This window comes from Streptomyces luomodiensis (genome assembly GCF_031679605.1).
GTDB lineage: Bacteria > Actinomycetota > Actinomycetes > Streptomycetales > Streptomycetaceae > Streptomyces > Streptomyces luomodiensis.
Genome location: NZ_CP117522.1, coordinates 672,841 through 695,043, shown reverse-complemented (window position 1 = coordinate 695,043; position 22,203 = coordinate 672,841). Strand labels below are relative to the sequence as shown.

The 22,203-nt window shown below is 71.2% G+C and carries 21 protein-coding genes; 14 read left to right on the top strand and 7 right to left on the bottom strand.

The window, feature by feature from the left end:
* Nucleotides 1–27: 27 nt before the first annotated feature.
* Together PS467_RS03040 and PS467_RS03035 are read right to left on the bottom strand one after the other, a co-directional pair.
* Entirely contained in the window at nucleotides 28–204 is a 177-nt protein-coding gene (locus tag PS467_RS03040; protein WP_311033846.1) for a hypothetical protein, read from the bottom strand.
* Between the two features lie 74 nt (nucleotides 205–278).
* Nucleotides 279–1,439: a helix-turn-helix transcriptional regulator gene (locus PS467_RS03035; RefSeq protein WP_311033845.1), complete on the bottom strand. Its 1,161-nt coding sequence runs from the start codon at nucleotides 1,437–1,439 to the stop codon at nucleotides 279–281.
* 62 nt (nucleotides 1,440–1,501) lie between these two features.
* On the opposite strand from PS467_RS03035, the gene PS467_RS03030 reads away from it, so the two are divergent.
* From PS467_RS03030 to PS467_RS03005, 6 genes are all read left to right on the top strand, one after another.
* A complete protein-coding gene (locus PS467_RS03030) occupies nucleotides 1,502–2,236 on the top strand; it encodes an alpha/beta fold hydrolase (RefSeq protein WP_311033844.1) in 735 nt (244 codons plus the stop codon).
* A gap of 194 nt (nucleotides 2,237–2,430) precedes the next feature.
* Nucleotides 2,431–3,147 (top strand): GntR family transcriptional regulator, encoded by a 717-nt coding sequence (locus PS467_RS03025; RefSeq protein WP_311033843.1) that lies wholly within the window; start codon nucleotides 2,431–2,433, stop codon nucleotides 3,145–3,147.
* A 97-nt stretch (nucleotides 3,148–3,244) separates the two neighbouring features.
* Nucleotides 3,245–4,252: an ADP-ribosylglycohydrolase family protein gene (locus tag PS467_RS03020; protein ID WP_311033842.1), complete on the top strand. Its 1,008-nt coding sequence runs from the start codon at nucleotides 3,245–3,247 to the stop codon at nucleotides 4,250–4,252.
* 73 nt (nucleotides 4,253–4,325) lie between these two features.
* A complete protein-coding gene (locus PS467_RS03015; RefSeq protein ID WP_311033841.1) occupies nucleotides 4,326–5,825 on the top strand; it encodes a purine-cytosine permease family protein in 1,500 nt (499 codons plus the stop codon).
* Nucleotides 5,822–6,832, top strand: coding sequence for a PfkB family carbohydrate kinase (locus tag PS467_RS03010; protein ID WP_311033840.1), 1,011 nt, complete (start codon nucleotides 5,822–5,824; stop codon nucleotides 6,830–6,832). The genes PS467_RS03015 and PS467_RS03010 overlap by 4 nt, the downstream gene beginning before the upstream one ends.
* Before the next feature lie 94 nt (nucleotides 6,833–6,926).
* Complete coding sequence (locus PS467_RS03005) at nucleotides 6,927–7,529, top strand: DJ-1/PfpI family protein (protein WP_311033839.1); 603 nt, start codon at nucleotides 6,927–6,929, stop codon at nucleotides 7,527–7,529.
* 11 nt (nucleotides 7,530–7,540) lie between these two features.
* Here the strand turns inward: PS467_RS03005 and PS467_RS03000 are convergent, their stop codons facing one another.
* From PS467_RS03000 to PS467_RS02990, 3 genes are read right to left on the bottom strand one after another with little or no spacing between them, the layout of a single operon-like run.
* Nucleotides 7,541–8,344 carry a siderophore-interacting protein gene (locus tag PS467_RS03000; RefSeq protein WP_311033838.1) on the bottom strand — a complete coding sequence of 268 codons (804 nt, stop codon included), beginning with the start codon at nucleotides 8,342–8,344 and terminating at the stop codon, nucleotides 7,541–7,543.
* Nucleotides 8,345–8,386: 42 nt separating this feature from the next.
* Nucleotides 8,387–9,295, bottom strand: a complete 909-nt coding sequence (locus tag PS467_RS02995; protein WP_311033837.1) for a PDR/VanB family oxidoreductase — start codon at nucleotides 9,293–9,295, stop codon at nucleotides 8,387–8,389.
* 23 nt (nucleotides 9,296–9,318) lie between these two features.
* Nucleotides 9,319–9,948 carry an MSMEG_1061 family FMN-dependent PPOX-type flavoprotein gene (locus PS467_RS02990; protein WP_311033836.1) on the bottom strand — a complete coding sequence of 210 codons (630 nt, stop codon included), beginning with the start codon at nucleotides 9,946–9,948 and terminating at the stop codon, nucleotides 9,319–9,321.
* 197 nt (nucleotides 9,949–10,145) lie between these two features.
* Between PS467_RS02990 and PS467_RS02985 the strand changes: the two genes are divergently transcribed.
* Entirely contained in the window at nucleotides 10,146–10,823 is a 678-nt protein-coding gene (locus tag PS467_RS02985) for a TetR/AcrR family transcriptional regulator (protein ID WP_311033835.1), read from the top strand.
* A 78-nt stretch (nucleotides 10,824–10,901) separates the two neighbouring features.
* Here the strand turns inward: PS467_RS02985 and asnB are convergent, their stop codons facing one another.
* Nucleotides 10,902–12,734, bottom strand: a complete 1,833-nt coding sequence (gene asnB, locus PS467_RS02980; protein WP_311033834.1) for an asparagine synthase (glutamine-hydrolyzing) — start codon at nucleotides 12,732–12,734, stop codon at nucleotides 10,902–10,904.
* Between the two features lie 252 nt (nucleotides 12,735–12,986).
* Nucleotides 12,987–15,452 carry a glycoside hydrolase family 95 protein gene (locus PS467_RS02975; RefSeq protein WP_311033833.1) on the bottom strand — a complete coding sequence of 822 codons (2,466 nt, stop codon included), beginning with the start codon at nucleotides 15,450–15,452 and terminating at the stop codon, nucleotides 12,987–12,989.
* 201 nt (nucleotides 15,453–15,653) lie between these two features.
* Here PS467_RS02975 and PS467_RS02970 point away from each other — a divergent pair, with 201 nt between their 5' ends.
* From PS467_RS02970 to PS467_RS02940, 7 genes are all read left to right on the top strand, one after another.
* Nucleotides 15,654–17,108, top strand: coding sequence for a glyceraldehyde-3-phosphate dehydrogenase (locus tag PS467_RS02970; protein WP_268969841.1), 1,455 nt, complete (start codon nucleotides 15,654–15,656; stop codon nucleotides 17,106–17,108).
* Between the two features lie 172 nt (nucleotides 17,109–17,280).
* Nucleotides 17,281–18,039, top strand: coding sequence for an IclR family transcriptional regulator (locus PS467_RS02965; protein WP_311033832.1), 759 nt, complete (start codon nucleotides 17,281–17,283; stop codon nucleotides 18,037–18,039).
* Nucleotides 18,040–18,167: 128 nt separating this feature from the next.
* Entirely contained in the window at nucleotides 18,168–19,514 is a 1,347-nt protein-coding gene (locus PS467_RS02960) for an MFS transporter (RefSeq protein WP_311033831.1), read from the top strand.
* 74 nt (nucleotides 19,515–19,588) lie between these two features.
* Nucleotides 19,589–20,077, top strand: a complete 489-nt coding sequence (locus PS467_RS02955; protein ID WP_311033830.1) for a nuclear transport factor 2 family protein — start codon at nucleotides 19,589–19,591, stop codon at nucleotides 20,075–20,077.
* Nucleotides 20,074–20,343 (top strand): hypothetical protein, encoded by a 270-nt coding sequence (locus PS467_RS02950; protein ID WP_268969837.1) that lies wholly within the window; start codon nucleotides 20,074–20,076, stop codon nucleotides 20,341–20,343. Before PS467_RS02955 ends, PS467_RS02950 begins: the two co-directional genes overlap by 4 nt.
* Before the next feature lie 87 nt (nucleotides 20,344–20,430).
* On the top strand, nucleotides 20,431–21,714 hold the full coding sequence (locus PS467_RS02945; RefSeq protein ID WP_311033829.1) for an aromatic ring-hydroxylating oxygenase subunit alpha: 1,284 nt from the start codon (nucleotides 20,431–20,433) through the stop codon (nucleotides 21,712–21,714).
* On the top strand, nucleotides 21,704–22,201 hold the full coding sequence (locus PS467_RS02940) for an aromatic-ring-hydroxylating dioxygenase subunit beta (RefSeq protein WP_311033828.1): 498 nt from the start codon (nucleotides 21,704–21,706) through the stop codon (nucleotides 22,199–22,201). Before PS467_RS02945 ends, PS467_RS02940 begins: the two co-directional genes overlap by 11 nt.
* Nucleotides 22,202–22,203 lie beyond the last annotated feature (2 nt).

Genomic DNA, 22,203 nt, shown 5'->3' with positions numbered 1-22,203 from the left:
CGCCGTCCACCGTGCGACCGGCCCGGCTCACAGGCAGTGGCGCACGAGCCATTCGTCGGGGTTGAACGCGTCCTTCGCGGGGTCCGGCGCGATGGCCGCCCGCTCTTCCACCGTGTCCTCCAGCCGGATGCGCTCCGGCAGTTTGCCGAACCGGGCACGGCGCACCGCCTCCGTGGCATCCGGGACATCCCGCGTATGCGACATCACATGGTCCCTTCGGTCGTCGGGGAGGCAACCGCTCCGTCCACCCGCATGCTCGCAGCCACGTTCGTCACCCGTCAAGCAGGTGACGATCCGGAGCGTGCGGTATCCGTGCCCACCGGCGCGTCCCCGTCGGCGGTGTCGGGGACCGCGTCGGCGCAGTCGGCGAGGCGTCGGGCCAGGGCGCGCACATGGCCGCGCAGGGCGTCCGGATACTCGATCACGAACGGGAGATCCAGCCAGGCGAGCACGGAGGGGACCCACTCCAGCCGCTCGGCACGCAACCGGACCCGCACCCAACCGCCGCCTTCCTCCGCCCCGGAGGCGGCCGGCGGCGGTGGACCGGCGGTCCGTGCCGCGTCACCGGCCGCCGCCGAGTCGGTGCCCGAGGCAGTATCCGCGTCGGTGCCCGAGGTGGTATCCCGCGCCGGGCCGGACGCGAGCTCCGTCACGGTGGCCAGGCCCGGCGGGAGCCGGTGGCGGACCTGCTCGACCGTGCCGTGGACCCGCAGCGACACCTCGTGCGGGTAGGGCACCCCGGCGAGCCCGGACAGCACCCGGGCGGCCGGGTCGAACCCTGCGGGCACCTCGAACGACCCCGGCAGCACCGTCGCGCTCTCGATCCGGTCCAGCCGGAACATGCGCACCTCGCCACTGGCCGAGTCCGCCCCGGTCACGTACCAGCGCCCGGAGTGGGCGACGATCCCGTACGGGCACACGGTGCGCTCGCTGCGCCGGCCCTTCCACGCGGTGTAGCCGATGGCGACCGGCCGGCGGTCCCGCGCGGCCTCCGCGAGCACCAGCAGCACATCCGTCTCGGGGACGACCACGGGCCGGCTCGGGGTGGTGAAGTCGGCGGTCGCCAGCAGCGCGTCCAGCCGGCGGCCGAGCGCCTCGGGCAGCACCCGGCGCACCTTGGCGGCGGCGCTCTCCGCCGCCGCGACGGACGTGGTCACCAGCCCGGCCCGCCGGCCGGCGACCAGTCCGAGCAGCACGGCCAGCGCCTCCTCGTCGGTGAGCATCAGCGGAGGCATCCGGTAGCCGGGGGCGAGCCGGTAGCCGCCGTATCGGCCGCGCACCGACCGGACCGGGACGTCCAGGTCGATCAGGTGGCCGACGTAGCGCCGGACGGTGCGCTCGTCCACGCCGAGCCGGTCGGCCAGGTCGGCGACGGTGCGGGTGCCGCCGGCCTGGAGGATCTCCAGCAGGGCGAGCACTCGGGCAGTCGGTCGGTTCATGCCCGAAGTATCCCGCGCATACCGGGCGGGTCCTGCCCGGTATCGGTCCTAGCGTGGGGGCCATGGCAACTTACGTACTCGTTCCCGGATTCTGGCTCGGAGCCTGGGCCTGGGCTTCCGTGGCGGCCGACCTGCGCGGCCGTGGGCACGACGTCCACTCGCTCAGCCTGACCGGGATGGGCGAACGGGCGCATCTGGCCCGGCCCGACACCGACCTGGAGACGCACATCACCGATGTGCTCAACCTGATCCGTTACGAGGATCTGCGCGACGTGGTGCTGGTCGGGCACAGCTACGCCGGTGCGGTGGTGATCCCGAGCGTGGCGGACCGGATGCCGGAGCGGATCAGCCGGCTGGTGTTCATCGACAGCGGACCGCTGCCGGACGGAATGTCCCACGCGGAGTTCACCCCGCCGGAGGACCGGGCCCACGACGCCGAGCTGGTGCGCACGGAGGGAGACGGCTGGCGGCTGCCGCCACCGCCGTGGCAGCGGACGGCCGCCGAGGCGTCCGGGCTGCCCGAGCACACGCTCGAACGGCTGACGCGGCTGTCGGCGCCGCAGCCGTGGGCCACCGCCACCACTCCGGTCCGGCTGACCGGGGCGTGGGAGAAGCTGCCGCGGCTGCATGTGCTGTGCAGCTTCCCGGTGGAGCAGGTACGCGCGGTGGCTGCCACCGTACCGGCCTTCCGCCACATGGCGACCGACGACTGGGACCACCGCGAGCTGCCCGGCTGGCACTGGCCGATGTTCGACCGGCCCGGCGAGCTGGCGGCGATCCTGCACGACGCCGCCTGACGGCCGGTCAACGTCCGCGTACGGCTCGCCACCCGTCTTCGGTGGCGAGCCGTACGGAGCCTATCCACACCAGTACCAGGCACGCGGACACGCCCCGGCGGACACGTGGGCCATGCGTTCCGGTCCAGCGCAGGATGGGACAGGGCGCTGGATGGGGCTAGACAGGACTGGACATGTATGGCTAACGTCCGGACATGCCTAAACAGGTCCTCAAGCATCAGCGCATCGCCCGCGTTCTGGCCCGTGAGATCCACAGTGGCGCCCTGGAACCGGGCAGCAGGCTGCCCGGCGAACACGCGCTGACCCGGCGCTTCTCGGTCAGCAGGGCCACCGTTCGGCAGGCACTGGACGAGCTGAGCAAACAAGGGCTGATCTCCACGCACGCGGGTGTCGGCTCGTTCGTCACCTTCGACGGCGGGCTGCTGGACAACCGCCTGGGATGGACCAGGGCACTGGCCGACCAGGGCGCCCGGATCACCACCGAGGTCCTCCGTCTGGAAGTGGTGCGCGATGCCCGGCTGGCCGGTGAACTCGGCATCGAGGGCGTCGAGTTCATGGCGCTGGACCGGTTGCGGGTGCTGCCGGAGGGCACTCCCGTCGCGCTGGAGCGCAGCCGGGTGCCGATGGTCCCGGCGCTGGCCGAGGTCCCGCTCGGCGGGCTCCTGGACGGCTCGCTCACCAAGACCCTCGCCGCGGCCGGCCTGCGGGCCACGCACGGGGACGAGTGGGCGTCCGTACGGCAGCTGACCGCCGAGGAGGCGACACCGCTGCGCCGCCGGGAGGGCGAGGTCTGGCTCAACACCCGCCGGATCGGCCGCGGGGCCGACGGCGGGATCGTCGAGCAGGTGACCAGCCTGCTGGACCCCGCCCGCTTCCAGCTGCACCTCGGCTTCGGCGAGCAGCCCGGATGAGCCGCCCCCCGGCGTGCGCCCGGACCCGCCGCACCGCCCCGGCGCCCGCCGGGCAGACCAGTGCGAACCCCGACAGGAAGACCGACAGGAAAACCGGATGAACCACCAGCACGACCGCGCGCTCGGCGCTCTGTACGGCCTGGCGATGGGCGACGCCCTCGGTATGCCCACCCAGATCATGTCCCGGCGGTCGATCGTCGCCCGGTTCGGCGTCGTCACCGATTTCGAACCCGGCCCGGCGGACAACCCGGTGAGCGCCGGAATGCCCGCCGGTTCGGTCACCGACGACACCGATCAGGCCGTTATCGTCGGCCGGCTGCTGACCGGGTCCGGCGGACGCATCGACCCGCTGCGGCTCGCGCACGAGCTTCTGGAGTGGGAGCGGGCCATGAAGGCCAAGGGCTCCTTCGACCTGCTCGGTCCCTCCACCAAGGCCGCCCTGGAGGCCGTGTCCCGTGGCGTGCCGCCGCACGAGGCGGGCAAGTCCGGTGCCACCAACGGCGCGGCGATGCGCATCACCCCCGTGGGCGTCGCCTTCCGGGACCAGCCACTGGAGCCGTTCCTCGACCGGGTCGCGGAGGCGTGCCAGGTCACCCATGACACCTCCATCGGCATCGCCTCCGCCGCCGCCGTGGCCGCGGCGGTGAGCCGGGGCGTCGACGGCGGCGATCTGGAGGACGCCTTCGAGGCGGCGGTCACGGCGGCCGAGGCCGGCGTCGAGCGCGGCCACTGGGTCGCCGGCGCCGATATCGCGGCCCGTATCCGCTGGGCCGTGGAACTGGTCCGCGGTCTGCCCGAGCGGCAGGCCCTGGACCGCATATGTGACCTGGTCGGCACCAGCGTCGCCAGCCAGGAGTCGGTCCCCGCCGCCTTCGCCGTGCTGGCCCTCGCCGAGGGCGACCCATGGCGGGCCTGCCTGCTGGCGGCCAACCTCGGCGGTGACTGCGACACCATCGGCGCCATCGCCGGTGCTGTCGCGGGCGCCGTCGGCGGCGCCTCGGGACTGCCCGAGGAGGCCCTCGCCACCGTGCGTTCGGTCAACGGTCTCGACCTGGAACCGCTGGCCACGGCCCTGCTCGCGCTGCGCGCCGGCACGGCCGAGTGACCCTGTGACCGCCCCCAGATCCGCACCGGAGCGCCCCCCCGACGGGCCCCCGGACAGAAAGACAGGTACCACCATGGCGGCTTCAGACAACGACCGCGTCGGCTCCGTGGAGACCCGAGGCATCGAACCGGTTCCGGACGCCGAGCGCCACGGCCACGCGGCCCAGATGTTCTGGACCTGGTTCGCCGCGAACATCAGCATCCTCGGCCTGCCGCTCGGCGCGGCGCTGGTCAGCTTCCGCGGCCTGAACATCTGGCAGGCGGCCGTCGTGGCCGTGCTCGGGTCCTTCGGCTCGTTCGCCCTGGTGGGCGGCCTCAGCATCGCCGGGAAGCGGGGCGGAGCGCCCGCCCTCACACTCTCCCGCGCGGTGTTCGGGGTCCGCGGCAACGCGGGCCCCACCCTGGTCACCTGGATGAGCCGGCTCGGCTGGGAGACCATCAACACCACCACGGCCGCCTTCGCGCTGCTGGCCCTGCTCGACGCCGCCTTCGGTATCCGGCGGAACACCGTCCTCACCGTGGTGTGTCTGCTGGTCTTCATCGGCTGCACCCTGCTGATCAGCGGCCTGGGACACGCCACCATCATGTGGATCAACAAGTGGGCCACTTATCTCTTCGGCCTGCTCAACCTGGTCGTGATCGCCTTTCTCGTGACCACCGTGGACTGGGCGAGGGTTTTCCACGCCCAGGCCGGGCCGGTGAGCTCCATGGTCGTGGGCGTCGGCATGATCGCCGCCGGCACCGGGATCGGCTGGGCCAACACGGGCGCCGACTACGCCCGTTATCTGCCCCGGCGGATTCCCGGCGGCAGGCTGGTGGCGGCCTCCGCCTTCGGCGCCGGTATCCCGCTGGTCGTGCTGATCTCGCTGGGCTCACTGCTCGCGGCGGGCGAACCGGGTCTCGCCTCCGCCTCCGACCCGGTCTCGGCGATCGACACGATGCTGCCGTCGTGGATGTCCATCCCGTACCTGATCGCCGCGTTCGGCGGACTGCTGCTCTCCAACCACCTGTCCGTCTACTCGGCCGGACTCACCATGATCACCCTGGGGATACGGGTCCGGCGTACCCTCGCCGTGGGCCTGGACGTGGTCGTCACCTTCGCGGGCGGGATCTACTTCATCCTGATCGCCAAGGACTTCTACGGCCCGTTCATCACCTTCCTCACGCTGCTCGCCGTGCCCATCAACGCCTGGGTGGGCGTCTTCGCGGTCGACCTGGTGCTCCGCCGGTCCTACGACGGCGCGGCCCTGATGAACGTCGGGCCGTCCAGCCGCTACTGGTTCCGGGGCGGGGTCGCCTGGGCCGCGATGGTCGCCTGGGCGGCCGCCATCGTGGTGGGCCTGCTGTTCACCGAGGCCAGCACCAGCGCGACCGACGTGTGGTTCTCCGGGCCGTTCGCACACAGCTGGATCGGGTCCAACGGACTGGGGTGGGTGGTGACCCTGGCGCTCGCGGCCGCCGGCTACGCGCTGCTGCGCAAACTGGACGGCACCGTCCGCGCGGAGGCAGCCGGACAGGAGACTCAGGAGCAGCGGCAGGGCATGCCCGCTCCGGCCGCGCGGGAGACCTCATGAGCGGCCGCGACGGCGTCCCCGGCGCCCTCGGCGATGCCACCGGCGGCCGGCTGGTCCTGGTCGGCAACACCATCGTCGACCTGGTGATGCGGGTGCCCGCGCTGCCCGAACGCGGCGGCGACGTCGTCTCCGGGGACACCACCTTCACCACGGGCGGCGGGTTCAACGTCATGGCCGCCGCCCGCCGCCTGGGCCTGGCGGCCGTGTACGCGGGGGCCCACGGCACCGGGCCGTTCGGCGACCGGGTGCGGGCCGACCTCGCCCGGGAGGGCATCGAGGTGGTGCTGCCCGCGCTCGCGGAGGCGGACACCGGATTCTGCGTGGCCTTCGTGGACGGCGGCGGTGAGCGCACCTTCGCCACCAGCCTCGGGGCCGAGGCCCGGCTGACCGAGACCGACGCGGCGGCCGTACTCGCCGCGCTGCGCCGCGGCGACCTGGTGCAGATCTCCGGGTACGGGCTCGCCTACCCGGTCAACGGGCCCGTCCTGGCCTCACTCGTCGCGCGGCTGCCGGAGCACATCCGGGTCTTCCTCGATCCGGGCCCCCTGGTCGACCAGATCCCCGAGGAGGTGCTGGAACCCGTCCTGGCGCGCTGCGACTGGATCAGCTGCAACCAGCGTGAGGGGCGGCTGCTGACCGGCCGGGACGACCCGCGGGAGGCCGCGGCCGCGCTCGCCGCCCGGCTGGGCCCCCGCACCGGAGTGCTGCTGCGGGCCGACGCGGCCGGCTGCTGGCTGGTCCCGCCCGGCGGGGAGGCCCTGCACATCCCCGGCCGCCGGGTGACCGCGGTCGACAGCAACGGCGCGGGCGACGCCCACACCGGAGCGTTCCTGGCCCTTCTCGGCCACGGACTGGACCCGGACACCGCCGTGCGCGGTGCCAACGCCGCGGCCGCCTTCGCGGTCACCCGGCACGGCCCCGCCACCGGGCCGACCCGCGGCGAGCTGCTGGACTTCCTCGACGGCGAACCACCGGCCGCGCGGCTGTCGTCGGTGCTCCGGGGGTAGTCCGCCCGCGGCCTGGCCCTGAGGGGGCATCCGCCGCGCCCGGCCGCGAGGGAAACCCGTGGCCGGGCGGACGCGGGTCTGGTTGGATCGCGGCATGGCCCACGACGACACGCGGAAGATCGGGATCCTGCTGTTCCCGGAGGTGGAAGAGCTGGACGCCATCGGTCCGTGGGAGGTGCTGTCGTACTGGACGCGCAACTTCGCCGCGGACGGGTGGCAGGTGTTCTGCTTCTCCGCCGACGGCAACCCCGTCACCTGCGCGAAGGGACTCACCGTCGCGGCGCATCACGCGATGGCCGACCTGCCCGCACTGGATGTGCTGCTGCACCCCGGCGGCCGGGGGACCCGGCCGCAGCTGACGGACGACCGGCACCTTCAGTGGGTCCGCTCCCAGCGGCGAGCGGTCCCCCTGATGACGAGTGTGTGCACGGGCTCGCTGGTCTACGCCGCGGCCGGGTTGCTGACCGGGCGGCCCGCGACCACGCACTGGGCGTCGCTGGACCGGCTCGCGGAGCTTGACGCGACGATCGAGGTGCGGCCCGGGGAGCGGTTCGTCGACGACGGTGACGTAATCACCTCCGCGGGGATCTCGGCCGGTATCGACATGGCTCTCCACTTGGTGGCCAGGCTGGTGTCGCCGGAGCGCGCGCGTCAGGTGCGGCGTGGCATCCAGTACGACCCCCAGCCACCGGTGTGAGCCCCCGGCGATCAGCCGGGGCTGGAGCGGCCGTGCCGCCAGTATCCGAAGAACGCGATGTCCGGCTTCGGCACGGCGCGGTCGTGCACCAGATGACGGCGGAGCCCGGTGGCCAGTCCGGCCTCCCCGGCGACCCAGGTGTAGAACCGGCCCGGTGGCAGCGACGACGCCTTGATCGCTTCGAGCGCCTGTCTGCCGGGCAGGGTGCCCGCGCCGTTCCGGGCCAGCCACCGCACCCGAACGCCTTCGGGGGCGATGATGTCCGGGCGTATGTCGGCGGTCTCGGACACCTCCAGGAAGACCTCCGCGGCCAGCGACGCGGGGGCGTGCTCGAGGATGGCGAGGATCGCGGGCACGGCACTCTCGTCCCCGGCGAGCAGCTGCCAGGTGGCATGCGCCGGCGGCAGATAGGTCAGGCCCATGTCGAAGATGCCCGCCGGGTCCCCGGGCCGGGCGCGCCGGGCCCAGGCGGAGGCCGGGGAGTCGCCGTGCAGGGCGAACTCGATGTCCACTTCGCCGCGTTCCGGCCGGACTCGCCGGATGGTGTAGTTGCGCACCCAGGGTCTGCGTGATTTCGGCAGCAGGAGTATCTCCGCCATCCACGCCTCGCTGGAGAGCTTGGGCATTCTCAGGCTGTCCTGCCCCTCGCGCGGAAAGAACAGCCGCACGGTCTGGTCGAAGCCCATGGGCGTCAGGTGTTCCAGTTCCGGGCCGCCGAGCGTGATGGTCGAGAAACCGGGTGTCAGCTTCGTGTTCCCGCGCACCTCCAGCGTGATCATCCGCCGTGATTCGGGGGTGCGCACCTTGGGCAACATGTCTTCCTTCGCCTTCCGTTTCGGGTCCGCTCGCCGCCGCGGTCACAGGTCCAGGACGAGCCGGGGGGACAGTGCGCGGGAGACACAGGCGTACATCCGGCCCGCGGGGGCGCCGATGTCGTCCCGGTGCTCGGGCTCGCCGTCGAGGACGCCGATTTCGCAGCTGCCGCAGACACCTTCGCGGCATCCGGAGGCCACGGGCGTTCCGGCGTGGTTCAGTGCGTCCAGCAGCGACTCGCCGGGCGCCACCTGGACCGTCCGCCCCGACCGGGCACACACCGCCTCGAATTCCGTGTCGGGGGCGAATGACCTGGGCACCGGGCGGAACCGCTCGGCGTGCAGCCGTCCGGCGGGGAAGGCGGCCTCCGCCGCGGTGAGCATCGAGGTGGGGCCGCAGGCGTAGACCAGCGCACCGGGGTTCAGCGCGGACGCCAGGGCGGCCAGGTCCGGCCTGCCCTGCTGCCGCGTGGCGACGATCCGTACCCGATCGCCGTGGCGGGCGCGCAGTTCGTCGACGAAGGGCATGGTCTCCACCGACTGCCCCAGGTACACCAGCGACGACGGAACGCCCGCGGCGGTGGCCGCCCGCAGCATCGGCAGGATGGGGGTGATGCCGATCCCGCCGGCCAGGAAGAGGTACTCCGGTGCGGGGTGGAGCGGGAAGTGGTTCCGGGGCAGCGACACCTCGAGGGTGCGGCCCTGGCGCAGGAACCGGTGGATGTACTCCGAACCGCCCCGGCTGAGCCGCTCGTACCGTATCGCGACGCGGTAGGACTCCCGGTCCGTAGGGTCTCCGCACAGCGAGTACTGCCGGGTCAGCCAGTTCGGCAGGGCCAGGTCGACGTGGGCTCCCGGCTCCCAGGGCGCCAGCGGGCCGGTGGCGCCGCGCAGGACGAGGGAGACGACGTCTTCGGCGACCGGCTCGATGCGGTCGACGATGGTCTGTTGCATGGGTGATCCACCTTGTGGCGAGGTCAGTAGAGGGTGCGGTAACTGTCTTCGAGGGTCTGGTCCAGGACCTCCGGCGCGATGTCGAGCCCCAGCTGGGTGACGAACATCTCGCCGGCCGACGGCAGTTCGTCGGCGAGGGCCCGGCTCGCCGGATCCCACAGCCGGGACCGGACGATCGCGCGGCCGCAGTGCCCATAGGCCTCCGCCACCTCGACGATGATGGCCAACTCCGGTGTTTTGGCCTCGGTCTGCATCCGGGCGAGCACATCGGGTTCGTCGGTCGGATACGCGCGGCCGTTGACCCGCAGCGTCTCCCGCACGCCCGGGACGAGGAACACCAGCCCGATCCCGTCGTTCTCGGCGAGGTTGCGGAACGAGTCGGCGATCCGGTTGCCGGGCCGGTCGGGGATGGCGAGCGTGTGCTCGTCGAGGACCTTCACGAACCCCGGGTAGTCGCCACGGGGTGAGGAGTCGGCGCGCCCCGCGGCGTCCGCGGTGGCCATGACCAGGAACGGCGAATGCGCGATGAAGCGGCGGAACTCGTCGTCGATGTGGTCGAGGATCTTCTCCTTGACCATGGCGTCGGGCGCACCGAGCCGAGCGCGGACCTCGGCCGGTGACACCCGTCGAGGGCGCGTGCTGGTCTGCGTCACGAAGACTCCTTCGAGGAGGGGAACGGGTGAACGGGTGGAGGGGGAGGCGGCGGGCGCACGGGCCGGAGCCGGACGCCCGCTCCCGCCGCGCTGCCGACCGCGGTCGTTGACCGCTCCGCCGCAGTTCGTGGCACCATTGTGAGCAATTACTCAGGTCCTGCGCCACTCGCTTTCCCAGGCGCCGTCCAGGAGGTGTCATGACGTCAGGCCGGCACGGACTTCAGCCACGTAAACAGCCACGCCAGGCCCGAGCGGAACTCACCCGGCAGCGCATCCTCACCGCGGCTGCTCACGTTTTCGCCGAATACGGCTACGCCGCCGGGACCACCAACCGCATCGCCGAACGCGCGCGGGTCTCCATCGGCTCGCTGTACCAGTACTACCCGAACAAGGATGCGATCCTGGTCGAGCTGCTGACCCGCCACCTTGATGCCGGGGAGGCCGCCGTCAGGCGTCGCCAGCAGGAGGAGTTGCCCGACTCTCTCGAAGAGATCATGCGCGGTTTGGTGCGCACCGCGATCGAGAACCACCTCGACGACCCGCGGTTGCTCCGCGTCATGGTCGAACACGGGCGCCAGGTGCCCGGGTTGATCGAGAAGATGGCCCGGCGGGAGCGGGAACGGATCGCCTACATACGGGAGTTGCTCGAAAGCCATCCCGAGGCCGTGGTCGAGGACACCGAAGTCGCCGCCCGGCTCATCGTGACCACGATCGAACGCGTCGTCCACGTGCTCATCGCCGCCCCCGACACCGTCGATCCCGCCCGGCTCGAGAACGAACTGGTCGCGATGGTCATCCGCTACCTCACCGGCGCGCCGGCCGGCCCGCCCGTCGTGGCGGAGACGCCGGGGGAGCGGTCGCCCACGACGCGGTAGAACGCACAGGTGGTGGACACCGGACCTGGTGGGTCAGGTCCGGTGTCCACCACCTGTGGTGCGGCCGGGCCGCGGGGGTCAGTCCAGCGTGATGGTGGGCTTGCGCAGGTCGATCCACGTCGCCAGGTCGAGGGCGCGTTCGATGACGGCGCGCTGCCGGGTGGAGATGGCCTCCGCGGGCGCCTCGATCGCCTCCTTCAGCGTTTCGGCGCGGCACAGCTCGAGGGCCTGGTGCCCCGAGGTGAGGAGGTCGCCCGCCTGCTGCTTGATGGCGGCGAGATAGTCGGGGTCGAAGCTGCCGGGGTAACCGCTCTTCTTGCGGTTGGCGACGGATTCGGGCAGCACATCGCGGGTGGCCTCGCGCAGGATGCTCTTCTCCCGCCCGTCGAACGTCTTCAGCGACCAGGGGGTGTTGAAGACGTAGGAGACGAGGCGGTGGTCGCAGAACGGCACCCTGACTTCCAGACCCACGGCCATGCTCATCCGGTCCTTGCGGTCCAGCAACGTGTTGACCATGCGGGTGAGGTGCAGATAGCAGACCTGCCGCATGCGCTTCTCCAGACCGGTCTCACCGTCCTTGACCGGGGCTTCGTTCACCGCGGTGAGGTAGTGGTCATGGAGGTAGGTGTCCAGGTCGAGCTTTTCCTTGAGGTCGTCGGACAGCAGGCTCTTGGTCTCGCCGAGCGTGGCTCCTCCGGCGAGCCACGGGAAGGTGTCGGCCTCGCGCCGCTCGTCGTGGAACCACGGATAACCGCCGAACACCTCATCGGCCGACTCGCCCGACAGGGCCACGGTCGACTGTTCGCGCACGGCCTTGAACAGCAGGTAGAGCGAGTTGTCCCGGTCGCCGAGCCCGAGCGGCAGGTCCCTCGCCGCGATGGCGGCCCGCCTGACGGCCGGGTCGGACAGCGCGGAGCCGTCGAGCACGATGTCCCGGTGGTCGCACTTCACATGCTCGGCCACGGCGTGCACATAGGGCGTGTCGACGCTGGGCGCCACGTCGATCGCGCGGAAATTCTCCACCTGGTTGGGGAAGTCCACGGCGAAGCTGCGCACGGTCTCGCCCTGCTCGCCCAGCCGGCGGGCGGCCAGCGAGGTCATCGCCGAGGAGTCCAGCCCGCCGGAGAGCAGGGTGCAGCGGGGCACATCGGCCACCAGCTGACGGGCGATGATGTCCTCCAGCAGCTCCCGCACATGGGCGACGGTCGCTTCCTGGCTGTCGGTGTGCTCGGAGACCTCCAGGCGCCAGTACGCCTGTTCGCGCAGGCCGTTGCGGTCGACGACGGCGATGTGGCCGGGGCGCAGTTCCTTCATGCCCCGCCAGACCGCATGGCCCGGGGTCTTGGCGAAGGAGAAGATCTCCCGCAGCCCGTCGAGGCCGACCACGGGGGCGGCGAGCGGGTTGGCGAGGATGGCCTTGGGCTCGGAGCCGAACAGGACACCGTCGTCGGTCTCGTAGTAGTAGAACGGCTTGATGCCCATCCGGTCCCGGACCATCACCAGCTTCTCGGTGCGGGAGTCCCAGATGGCGAAGGCGTACATGCCGTTCAGCTTCTCGGTGAGGGACTCACCCCACTCGAGGTAGCCGCGCAGGACGACCTCGGTGTCGGAGTCGGTGGTGAAGCCGTGGCCCCTGCGGCGCAGCTCATCGCGCAGCTCGGTGAAGTTGTACGCCTCACCGGAGTAGACCATGCCGACCGGCCCGTCGGCCGTGTCGACGGTCATGGGCTGGGCTCCGCCGGGCAGGTCGATGACGGCCAGCCGGCGGTGGCCGAGCGCCGCCCGGCCGGTCACCCACGCTCCGGCCGCGTCCGGGCCCCGGCAGGCCATCGTCTCCGTCATGGTGTCGACGAGCTGGCGGTGAAAGGTCAGGTCGCGGCGGTAGGAGACCCAGCCGGTGATGCCGCACACAGTGCATCATCCCTTTCTCTCAACGGGAGATGGTTGCCTGTGAGAACCATCTACCTCTCCGGAGGGGGATCGCTACCGTCCGCTGTCCTCTCGGCGGGTGGTATTTCTCACTGGTAAATTCCTGTTAATAGTGAGTTTCGGCGTGATCGTTGTCCGAAAATGAACGCTCACTAAGGTGCAATTTTACGGCTGATATTCGGTGTCGTCATGATGCGGCCGAAACGCCGGTCGTATACGAAATCCGGGTGGCGGTCAGACGACCGCGACGCGCTGCCCGGTGGTGAGGGTGAGCCGTCGTGTGCGGCGCGTGCCGCCGCCGTCCCGCCACCGGACCTCGACGGTGGTGTCGGCGGTCGCGGCCAGCTTCGCCGCCACCACGTTCCCGTCCGCCCAGACCAGTTCCTCGACCGTGACCCCGCCACGGGCGCGCAGACCGCTCACCGCGCCGCTCGGCCACTGCGGAGGCAGCGCGGGCAGCAGGTCGATCAGCGGAGCCCCGTCCCGTACGAGGTGGCTCTGCAGCAGCATCTCGGCGATCGCGGCGGTGACACCGAAGTTGCCGTCGATCTGGAACGGCGGGTGGGCGCACAGCAGCGACCGGTAGACACCGCCCTGCGCGGGCGCCGCGCCGTCCCCGGCCGGCCAGGCCGGGGCGAGGTACCGGCCGAGCAGCCGGTGTGCGGCGGGTCCGTCGCCCAGCCGGGCCCATAGGCCGATCTTCCAGGCGATCGACCAGCCGGTGCCGGCGTCTCCGCGCTCCCCGAGCGAACGGCGCGCCGCGTCCCGGAGCCGCCGGTCGGCGGCGATCGTATGGCCGGGATACAGGCCGACGAGGTGGGAGAGGTGCCGATGGTGCGGGTCCACCTCGGGGTATTCGGCCGACCACTCCAGGACCTGGCCGCGTGAGCCGGTGCGCACCGGTGCGAGGCGGGGGAGCGCGGCCCGGACCTCCTCCAGTGCCGCGGTGTCCCGGGGCGCGAGGGCGTATCCGGCGGCGTCCAGCGCGGTCCGTGCCTCCAGGACGAACGCGAACAGCTCCCGGGCCAGGGTCAGGTCCATCGCGCTGCCGGTGTCCACGCTCGCCGGGCCGTCCTCGGTCCGGAACTGGTTCTCCGGGCTGGTCGACGGCGATGTCACCAGGTGGCCGTCGGCGTCCTCGACGAGCAGATCCAGGACGAAACGGGCCGCGTCGAGCGCGATCGGCAGCGCCACCCGGGCGAGGAAACGCAGGTCCCGGCCGAAGCGCCAGCGCTCGGCCAGATGTGCCGACAGCCATGCGCCGCCCATCGGCCACTGCGCCCACATGGGATCGCCGTGTCCCATCCCCACGGGGACGGTGATGCGCCACAGATCGGTGTTGTGGTGGCAGGTCCAGCCGCGGGCACCGTAGACCGCCCGCGCGGTCGCCCGCCCCGACCGGGCCAGGTCCGCGATCAGGCCCAGGAGCGGCTCATGGCATTCGGCCAGGGCGGTGGTCTCCGCGGGCCAGTAGTTCATCTCGGTGTTGATATTGACCGTGTATTGGCAATTCCAGGGAGGGGTCACCTGGTGGTTCCACACCCCTTGCAAATGCGCGGCCTGAGTTCCCGGCCGGGACGAGGCGGCGAGCAGATAGCGGCCGAAAGCGAAGGCGAGCACGCAGAGGTGTTCATCGGAATGCCCCTCCGCGCGACGGGCCAGCCGTATATCGGTCGGCAGACCCGGATCCCGGTCGGCGGACCGGGACCCCGCCCCGGGCCCGGCGGGCGCCGGAGCGTCCAGGACCAGCGTCACCCGGTCCATCAGGGCCCGGTGCTCGGTGACATGTGCCGCGCGGATCGTCCCCCACCCGGCCGCCCGAGCCCTGGCCACGTCCTCGGCACACCGCGCAAGACACCCCTCCGCGTTCCCGGCCGGAGGGGTCCGCCAGTCCTGGAACCCGGTGCGGATCGCGACGCAGACCGTCACACCGGCCGCGCCGCGCACGGCCACCACCGGTCCGTCCGCCCGGTCCTCGACGGCGACGCGGGCCCGCTCGCCCTCGGCCGTGACCGCGAACAGCGCGGCCGCCCGCAGGGACGGGCGCTCGTCGTCGTCGGCCACCACCCCCTCCGGGCGGGGCCACGGCACGACATGGCGCGGCGCGGCCAGCGACAGGGCGAGCGCGTCGGCGCCGTGCGCCCGGACCCGCGCCCGCCGCTGCGGGGTGGTCCAGCGCAGGTCCACATCCAGGCCCCGGGGGCCGTCGGTGGCCAGCCGCACCGCCACGACCTGGTGCGCCACACCGGCGAGCACCTCCTGCCACCGGGCGAAGCCGTCGGCGCCGGTACGCTCCACCCGGGCCACCCCGTCGCGCAGATCCAGCGACCGCCGGTAGGACGCGGCCACGCCGCCGTCCCCGTCCAGATGGCTGATCTCCAGATCCCCGACCGGCTGATACGCCTCGGCGTCGGCCCCCTGCGTCGCCCGCAGCAGCCGTCCCGCGGCCACCGACCGTCCGGCGCGGACCAGTTTGCGCACCTCCTCCAGCAGTCCCGCGGGCACCTCGGGCGGGGCGGTGTCGCCCGGACCGGACCAGAAGGTGTCCTCGTTGAGGCTGATCCGTTCGGCCGGAACCCCGCCGTGGACCATCGCCCCCAGCCTGCCGTTGCCCACGGGCAGCGCCTCCTCCCAGGCCGATGCCGGGGCGGTGAACCACAGGTCCGGACGGGGGAGGCCGGGCGGCGTCGGCACGCTCACGTCTGTCCCTTCGGCAGGGCGTTCTTCCGCCGCTCACGAGGGCCGCCCGGGTGGCGGCAGGCCGATCCTCCCGGACGGCGGCGCGCCGCGGAAGGCGGCCGGGGCGGCGCGGGCGGCTTCAGCCGATCCGTGGACCACCTGAAGGGCCGCGCTGACGTGCGGGTTAGCATATGAGCGCCACCTAGCTCGAAAGAGAAACCTGTGACTCTCAACGAGGACTCGTTCACCAATTGGAAGCACCGCGAGGAGATCGCGGAGTCGATGATCCCCATCATCGGGAAGCTGCACCGGGAGCGGGACGTCACGGTCCTGCTGCACAGCCGCTCCTTGGTGAACAAGTCGGTCGTCAGCATCCTCAAGACCCACCGGTTCGCCCGCCAGATCGCCGGTGCGGAACTCTCGGTCACCGACACCCTGCCCTTCCTGCGGGCGCTCACCGCGCTCGACCTCGGCCCCTCCCAGATCGACATCGGCATGCTCGCCGAGACCTACGAGGCCGACGACCGCGGTCTGTCGGTGGAGGAGTTCACCGCCGAGGCCGTCGCCGGTGCCACGGGCGCCAACAAGATCGAGTGCCGCGAGGGGCGCGACGTCGTCCTCTACGGATTCGGCCGGATCGGCCGGCTGGTCGCCCGTCTGCTCATCGAGAAGGCCGGTTCCGGCAACGGCCTGCGGCTGCGGGCCATCGTCGTCCGCGGGGGCGGCGGCCGGGCCGCCGAAGACCTCGTCAAGCGGGCCTCGCTGCTGCGCCGCGACTCCATCCACGGCCAGTTCCAGGGCACGATCACCGTCGACGAGGCGAACAGCAAGATCGTCGCCAATGGCAACGAGATCACGGTGATCTACGCCGACGACCCGACGTCGGTGGACTACACGGCGTACGGCATCAAGGACGCCATCCTCATCGACAACACCGGCAAGTGGCGCGACCGCGAAGGGCTGTCGAAGCATCTGCGCCCCGGCATCGACAAGGTGGTCCTGACCGCGCCGGGCAAGGGCGATGTCCCCAACATCGTCCACGGCGTCAACCACGACACGATCAAGCCGGACGAGCGGATCCTGTCCTGCGCGTCCTGCACCACCAACGCGATCGTCCCGCCGCTGAAGGCGATGGCGGACGAGTACGGCGTCCTGCGCGGCCATGTGGAAACCGTCCACTCGTTCACCAACGACCAGAACCTGCTGGACAACTACCACAAGTCCGACCGCCGTGGCCGCTCGGCGCCGCTCAACATGGTCATCACCGAGACCGGTGCCGCCTCCGCCGTCGCCAAGGCCCTGCCCGACCTCAAGGCGAAGATCACCGGCAGTTCGATCCGGGTCCCGGTGCCGGATGTGTCGATCGCGATCCTCAACCTCCAGCTCGCCCGCGCGACCACCCGCGAGGAGGTCCTGGACCACCTGCGCGAGGTGTCCCTGACCTCGCCGCTCAAGCGCCAGATCGACTTCACCAGCGCCCCCGACGCGGTCTCGAACGACTTCATCGGCTCGCGCCACGCCTCGATCGTCGACGCCGGCGCCACCAAGGTCGAGGGCGACAACGCGATCCTCTACCTCTGGTACGACAACGAGTTCGGCTACTCCTGCCAGGTCATCCGCGTCGTCCAGCACGTCTCCGGGGTGGAGTACCCGACCTACCCGGCCCCGGTGGCCTGATCGGACGCGACGGCCCGGACCGCCTGCCGGTCCCGACCCCCGGCCCGCCAGTGGCCGGGGGTCAGCTGTATGGGACACCTTGAGCCGACCGCAAGATTCGGCGATGCTCATGCTCGATCACAGGACCTGACCTGCTCGGATCCCGTCCGGAGCGAGCGCGAGGAGGGCGACGATGGTGGCTGTCGAACCGGAGGGCGACTCCCTGCTGCGCAAGGTGCGGCTCATTCTGGACGCCTTCGACACCGGGGCACCGGTGCTCGGTCTGTCGGAATTGGCCCGGCGCACCGCGCTGGCGAAGACCACGGTGCACCGCGTGGCCACCGACATGGTCGGCGTGGGGCTGCTGAACCGGCGGGACCGCCGCTACGAGCTGGGCGCGCTCCTCTTCCAGCTGGGCCAGCGCGTGCCCCGGACCAGGGGGTTGCGGCTGATCGCCGCCCGGTACCTGGAAGACCTGGCCATCAGCACCCGGGAGACCGTGGTGCTCGCCTTCCCCGGAGACCATCACGTCCTCTTCGTCGAGAAGTATTTCAGCCAGCGCGGGGGAGGCGTGGCGGTCACCCACGTGGAAGGCCGGGTGCCGTTCCACTGCGGAGCGTCCGGCAAGGCACTGCTGGCCTTCGGCGACGAGTCGACGCGCGAGAGCATCATGCGCGCACCGCTGCGCCGCCGTACCCCGTGGACCATCACCGACCCGTCCCGGCTGCGGGCCGAGATCGAGGAGGTGCGCCGGCAGGGCTATGCCATCGACCGCCAGGAGCTGGTCGTCGGCTACGGAGCGGTCGCCGCGCCCGTGTTCGCCCAGGGCGTCGCGGTGGCGACGCTGACCGTGGTGGGACCCGTCGATCGCATGGACGTGCGCCGGGTGGCGCCCATGGTGACAGCGGCCGGCCGGGCGCTGACCCGCGATGTCGAGGGGGTGAACACCTGAGCACGGCACATCGTGTGGTCCGGTGACCGGACCAACGGCATTCCCTCCGCCGAAGCCGCCGCGAACAATGCGTGAACAGCTGAGCCGCAGTCCGCGATCTCATGCAGAGCGGCCGATGGAGGGCCAATATGGCAGCAACGAATCGTGCCCCGCGCGAGGTGCGTAAGGCGGCGATCGCAAGTCTGGTCGGCAGTGCCCTGGAGTGGTACGACTTCTTTCTCTACGGCACGGCGGCCGCGCTCGTGTTCAACACCCTGTTCTTCCCCACCTTCGACCCGCTGGTGGGCACCATCGCCGCCTTCGGCACCAACGCGGCGGGCTTCCTCGCCAGGCCACTGGGCGGCGTGATCTTCGGACACTTCGGTGACCGGATCGGCCGCAAGTCGATCCTTGTGATCACCCTGATGATCATGGGCGTCGCCACCTTCCTCATCGGCGTACTGCCCACGTACCAGGCCATCGGCTTGTGGGCGCCGGCGCTGCTGGTGACCCTGCGCGTGGTGCAGGGCATCGCCGTCGGCGGCGAGTGGGGCGGCGGTGTGCTGATCGTGAGCGAACACGCGCCGGACCGTCGCCGCGGCTTCTACTCGGCCTGGAGCCAGACCGGAGTGGGCCTGGGATTCGTGCTCTCCGCGTCGGTCTATTCGCTGGTCAAGGCGGTGACCACCGACGACTCCTTCCTGGCGTGGGGATGGCGGATCCCGTTCGTCGTCGGCATCCTGCTCACCGTGGTGGGACTGCTGATCCGGCTGCGGGTCATGGAAACCCCCGCGTACCGGCGGACGGCCTCGAAGAAACCCGCCCCGGAGCAGACCAAGCTGCCGGTGCTCGAGGTCATCCGCACCCACCCCAAGCCGGTGCTGATCACCTTCGGCGCGCGCATCGCCGAGAACGGCGCGATGTACGTCTTCCTCACCTTCAGCCTCTCCTACGCCGCGAAGATCGGGCTGGACGGCGATCTCGTGCTCAGCGCGGTCGTGGTGGGGATGCTGGTCGAGTCGTTCGCCATGCCGATGTTCGGGGCGCTCTCCGACCGGGTCGGACGCCGCCCGGTCTACCTGGGCGGCGCCATCGGGATGATCGTGTGGGCGTATCCGTTCTTCGCGATGTTCGACTCACGCGACCCGGTACTGATCTTCGTCGCGGTGCTCGTGGCGGTCGTGTGCTGTCACGGAGCGATGATCGGCACCCAGCCCGCGTTCTTCACCGAGCTCTTCGACAGCCGGGTGCGCTACAGCGGGGTCGCCCTCGGGCACGAGCTGGCCTCGATGGTCGCGGGCGGTTTCTCCCCCATCATCGCCACCGCGCTGCTCGCCTGGGCCGGGGCGTCCTGGCCGATCGCCCTGTTCCTGGTCGGCATGGGCGTGGTCACCGTCATCGCGGTGGCCGCCGCTCCGGAGACCCGCGCCAAGGCGATCGACGACCGCGAGACACGAGACGAAGCCGAGGCCGTGGCCGGAAGCCTGCGGAGCTGACCGCGTAGCAAGGCAGCCCCCGCACCCCGTGGCAAGGCACCCCCCGCACCCGTAGCAAGGAGGACCGATCACGCATGCCCTCGACCAGTGCCGCATCGCCCGAGCACCTGGCGCACCAGGCGCTGACCCGCTACCTGGAGCTGTGCGACGTCCCCCGGTCGCCGGACGCCTCCGGCACACTGGCGGACCTGTTCACCCCGGATGCCGTATGGGAAGGTGTCGGGCCGCTCTACACCGAGAAGTTCGGCCGGACCACCGGGCCGGCGGCCATCGCGGCGATGCTCGCCGCCTATCTGCGCCCCAACCCGCACTTCCGGGCGAACGCCCATCTGCTCCACCCCGGCACCACCCATGTCGAGGGCGACGAGGTCCGGGGGAGATGGCTGATGCAGCAGGTGTCCCGGTACGAGTCCGGCGCGGCCGAACTCATCGTGGCGAGGCTGGATGTGACCTTCCGCGTCGCGGCGGACGGTGCCCGGATCCGCCACTTCCGCACCGAGCGGCTCTTCGACGCCGGCCTGGGCCCGTCCGCGTCGGACCTGCTCCAGGAGGCGCCGCGATGACCGCACCCGACGGCCGGACGATGCTGCTCACCTGCTACCGGGACATCCGCGACTACGGCTGGCACCACGTGGATCTGTTCCTGCACGACCGCGACGGCAGGGAAGTCAACTGGGTGCACTGGCCGGCCGCCGAGGAGGGCCCGGACGGCGCGGACGCCGCCTGTGCGGCCGTCGAGCCCGACCTGCGCAGAACCACCGAGTGGCGACACGGCATCCGGGCCGACGGCAGCGACTACTGGACGGCCGCCGCCGAATGGGACGGCTGAACGCGATGGAACGAACCCGATGAAGCCAATGGAACGACTCCAAAAAAGCCAAGGGAACGACCCCGAGAAAGCATGGGACATGCCGGAATGAACGCACCCACCCCCACCGGTCCCACCGGTACCGACATCGCCACCCTGGTCCAGGACGACCGGGTGGACGTGTCCCTCTACACCGACCCGCACCTGTTCGAGCTGGAGATGGACCGCATCTTCAACCGCACCTGGGTGTGGGTGGCCCATGAGAGCGAGGTCCCGAACGCCGGGGACTTCAAGACGGCCATGGTCGGCCGGCAGCCGGTGATCGTGACACGCGATCGCCGTGGCGGGATCAACGTCCTGCTGAACCGCTGCCGCCACCGCGGCGCCAGCGTCTGCGAGGCCCCCCGGGGCCATGCGAACGGGTTCACCTGCCCCTACCACGCGTGGTCCTACGCGCTGGACGGGAAGCTGCGCGGCATCCCCTACCCGGACGGTTACGGGGACGACCTGGAGAAGAAGGACTTCCCGCTGCACCGGCTGAAGGTCGACAGCTACGCGGGAATGGTCTTCGCGAGCTTCGACCACGAGGTGCAGCCGCTGGCCGACTTCCTCGGGCCGGCCAGGCACTGGATGGACCTGTTCATGAAGCAGGGCGCCGGCTATCCGATCAAGGTGCAGGGCGAGCACACCTTCCGGTTCAAGGGCAACTGGAAGATCCAGCTGGAGAACACCACCGACGGCTACCACTTCCCGATCGTGCACCGGTCCTGGATGTCCTCGGTGGACGCGGAGACCGCGGAGATGCTGTCGTTCATGACCGACGAGAAGGCGGTCACGCACGCGCTCGGCAACGGGCACAGCGTCATGGTGATGGTGCCCGAGCACGTCGACCTCGACCAGGACGACGGCACCGAGCAGTTGCAGGAGCGCTTCGGCCATATCGTCGAGGAGCTGTCGCGGGAGTTCGCACCGGAGAAGGTACGGCGCATCGTGCGGTCCCTGCATGGCGCGGGATTCAATCTGAACCTGTTCCCGAACGTGGCGATGTCCATGTCGTTCTTCCGCGTGCTGCGCCCGGTCTCGGTGACCGAGACCGAGATCCGGCACATGGCGCTGGGCCTGGACGGCGGACCCGAGATCGTGAACCGGGAGCGGCTGCGGATCCATGAACACTTCCAGGGCCCGTTCGGGTTCGGCAGCCCCGACGACTCCGAGGCATGGGACCGGGTGCAGCGCGGGGCCACGGCCGGCCCCGGACTTCCGATCATGGTGAACCGCGGGCTGCCCCGGGAACGGCACGAAGGCGACGGACGCGTCTCGCACGCCACCGACGAGACCGGAATGCGCGAGGCATACGCGATGTGGAAGGCGATGATGACCGATGGCCGCTGACACCGCACTCCTGGCGGACCCTAGGATCGCCTCGGCGATCGAACTGGTCTGGCACGAGGCCGACTTGCTGGACCGCAAGGAGTACCAGGAGTGGGACCGGCTGTGGGCTCCCGGCGGCCGGTATGTGATCCCCATCGATCCGCAGACCAAGGACTTCGCCGCCACGCTGAACATGGTCTACGACGACGACCGGATGCGCCGGATGCGCATCGAGCGGCTGACCTCCGGTTACTCGATCTCGGCCGTCGCGGCGGCGCGTACCGTGCGCACCCTGTCCCGGTTCGTGGTCCGGCATCGCGACGATGCGGTCGTCGAGCTGGGCTCGGCACAGGTGCTGGTGGGCCACCGGCGGGAGGAGACCTTCGTCCTCGGCGCGGATGTGACACACCGGATCCGGCTGGACGGTGCCGGACCGCTGATCGAGGAGAAGGTCATCCGGCTGATCAACTCCGACGGCGCCGTCAACGCGTCCGGTTTCCTGCTGTAGCC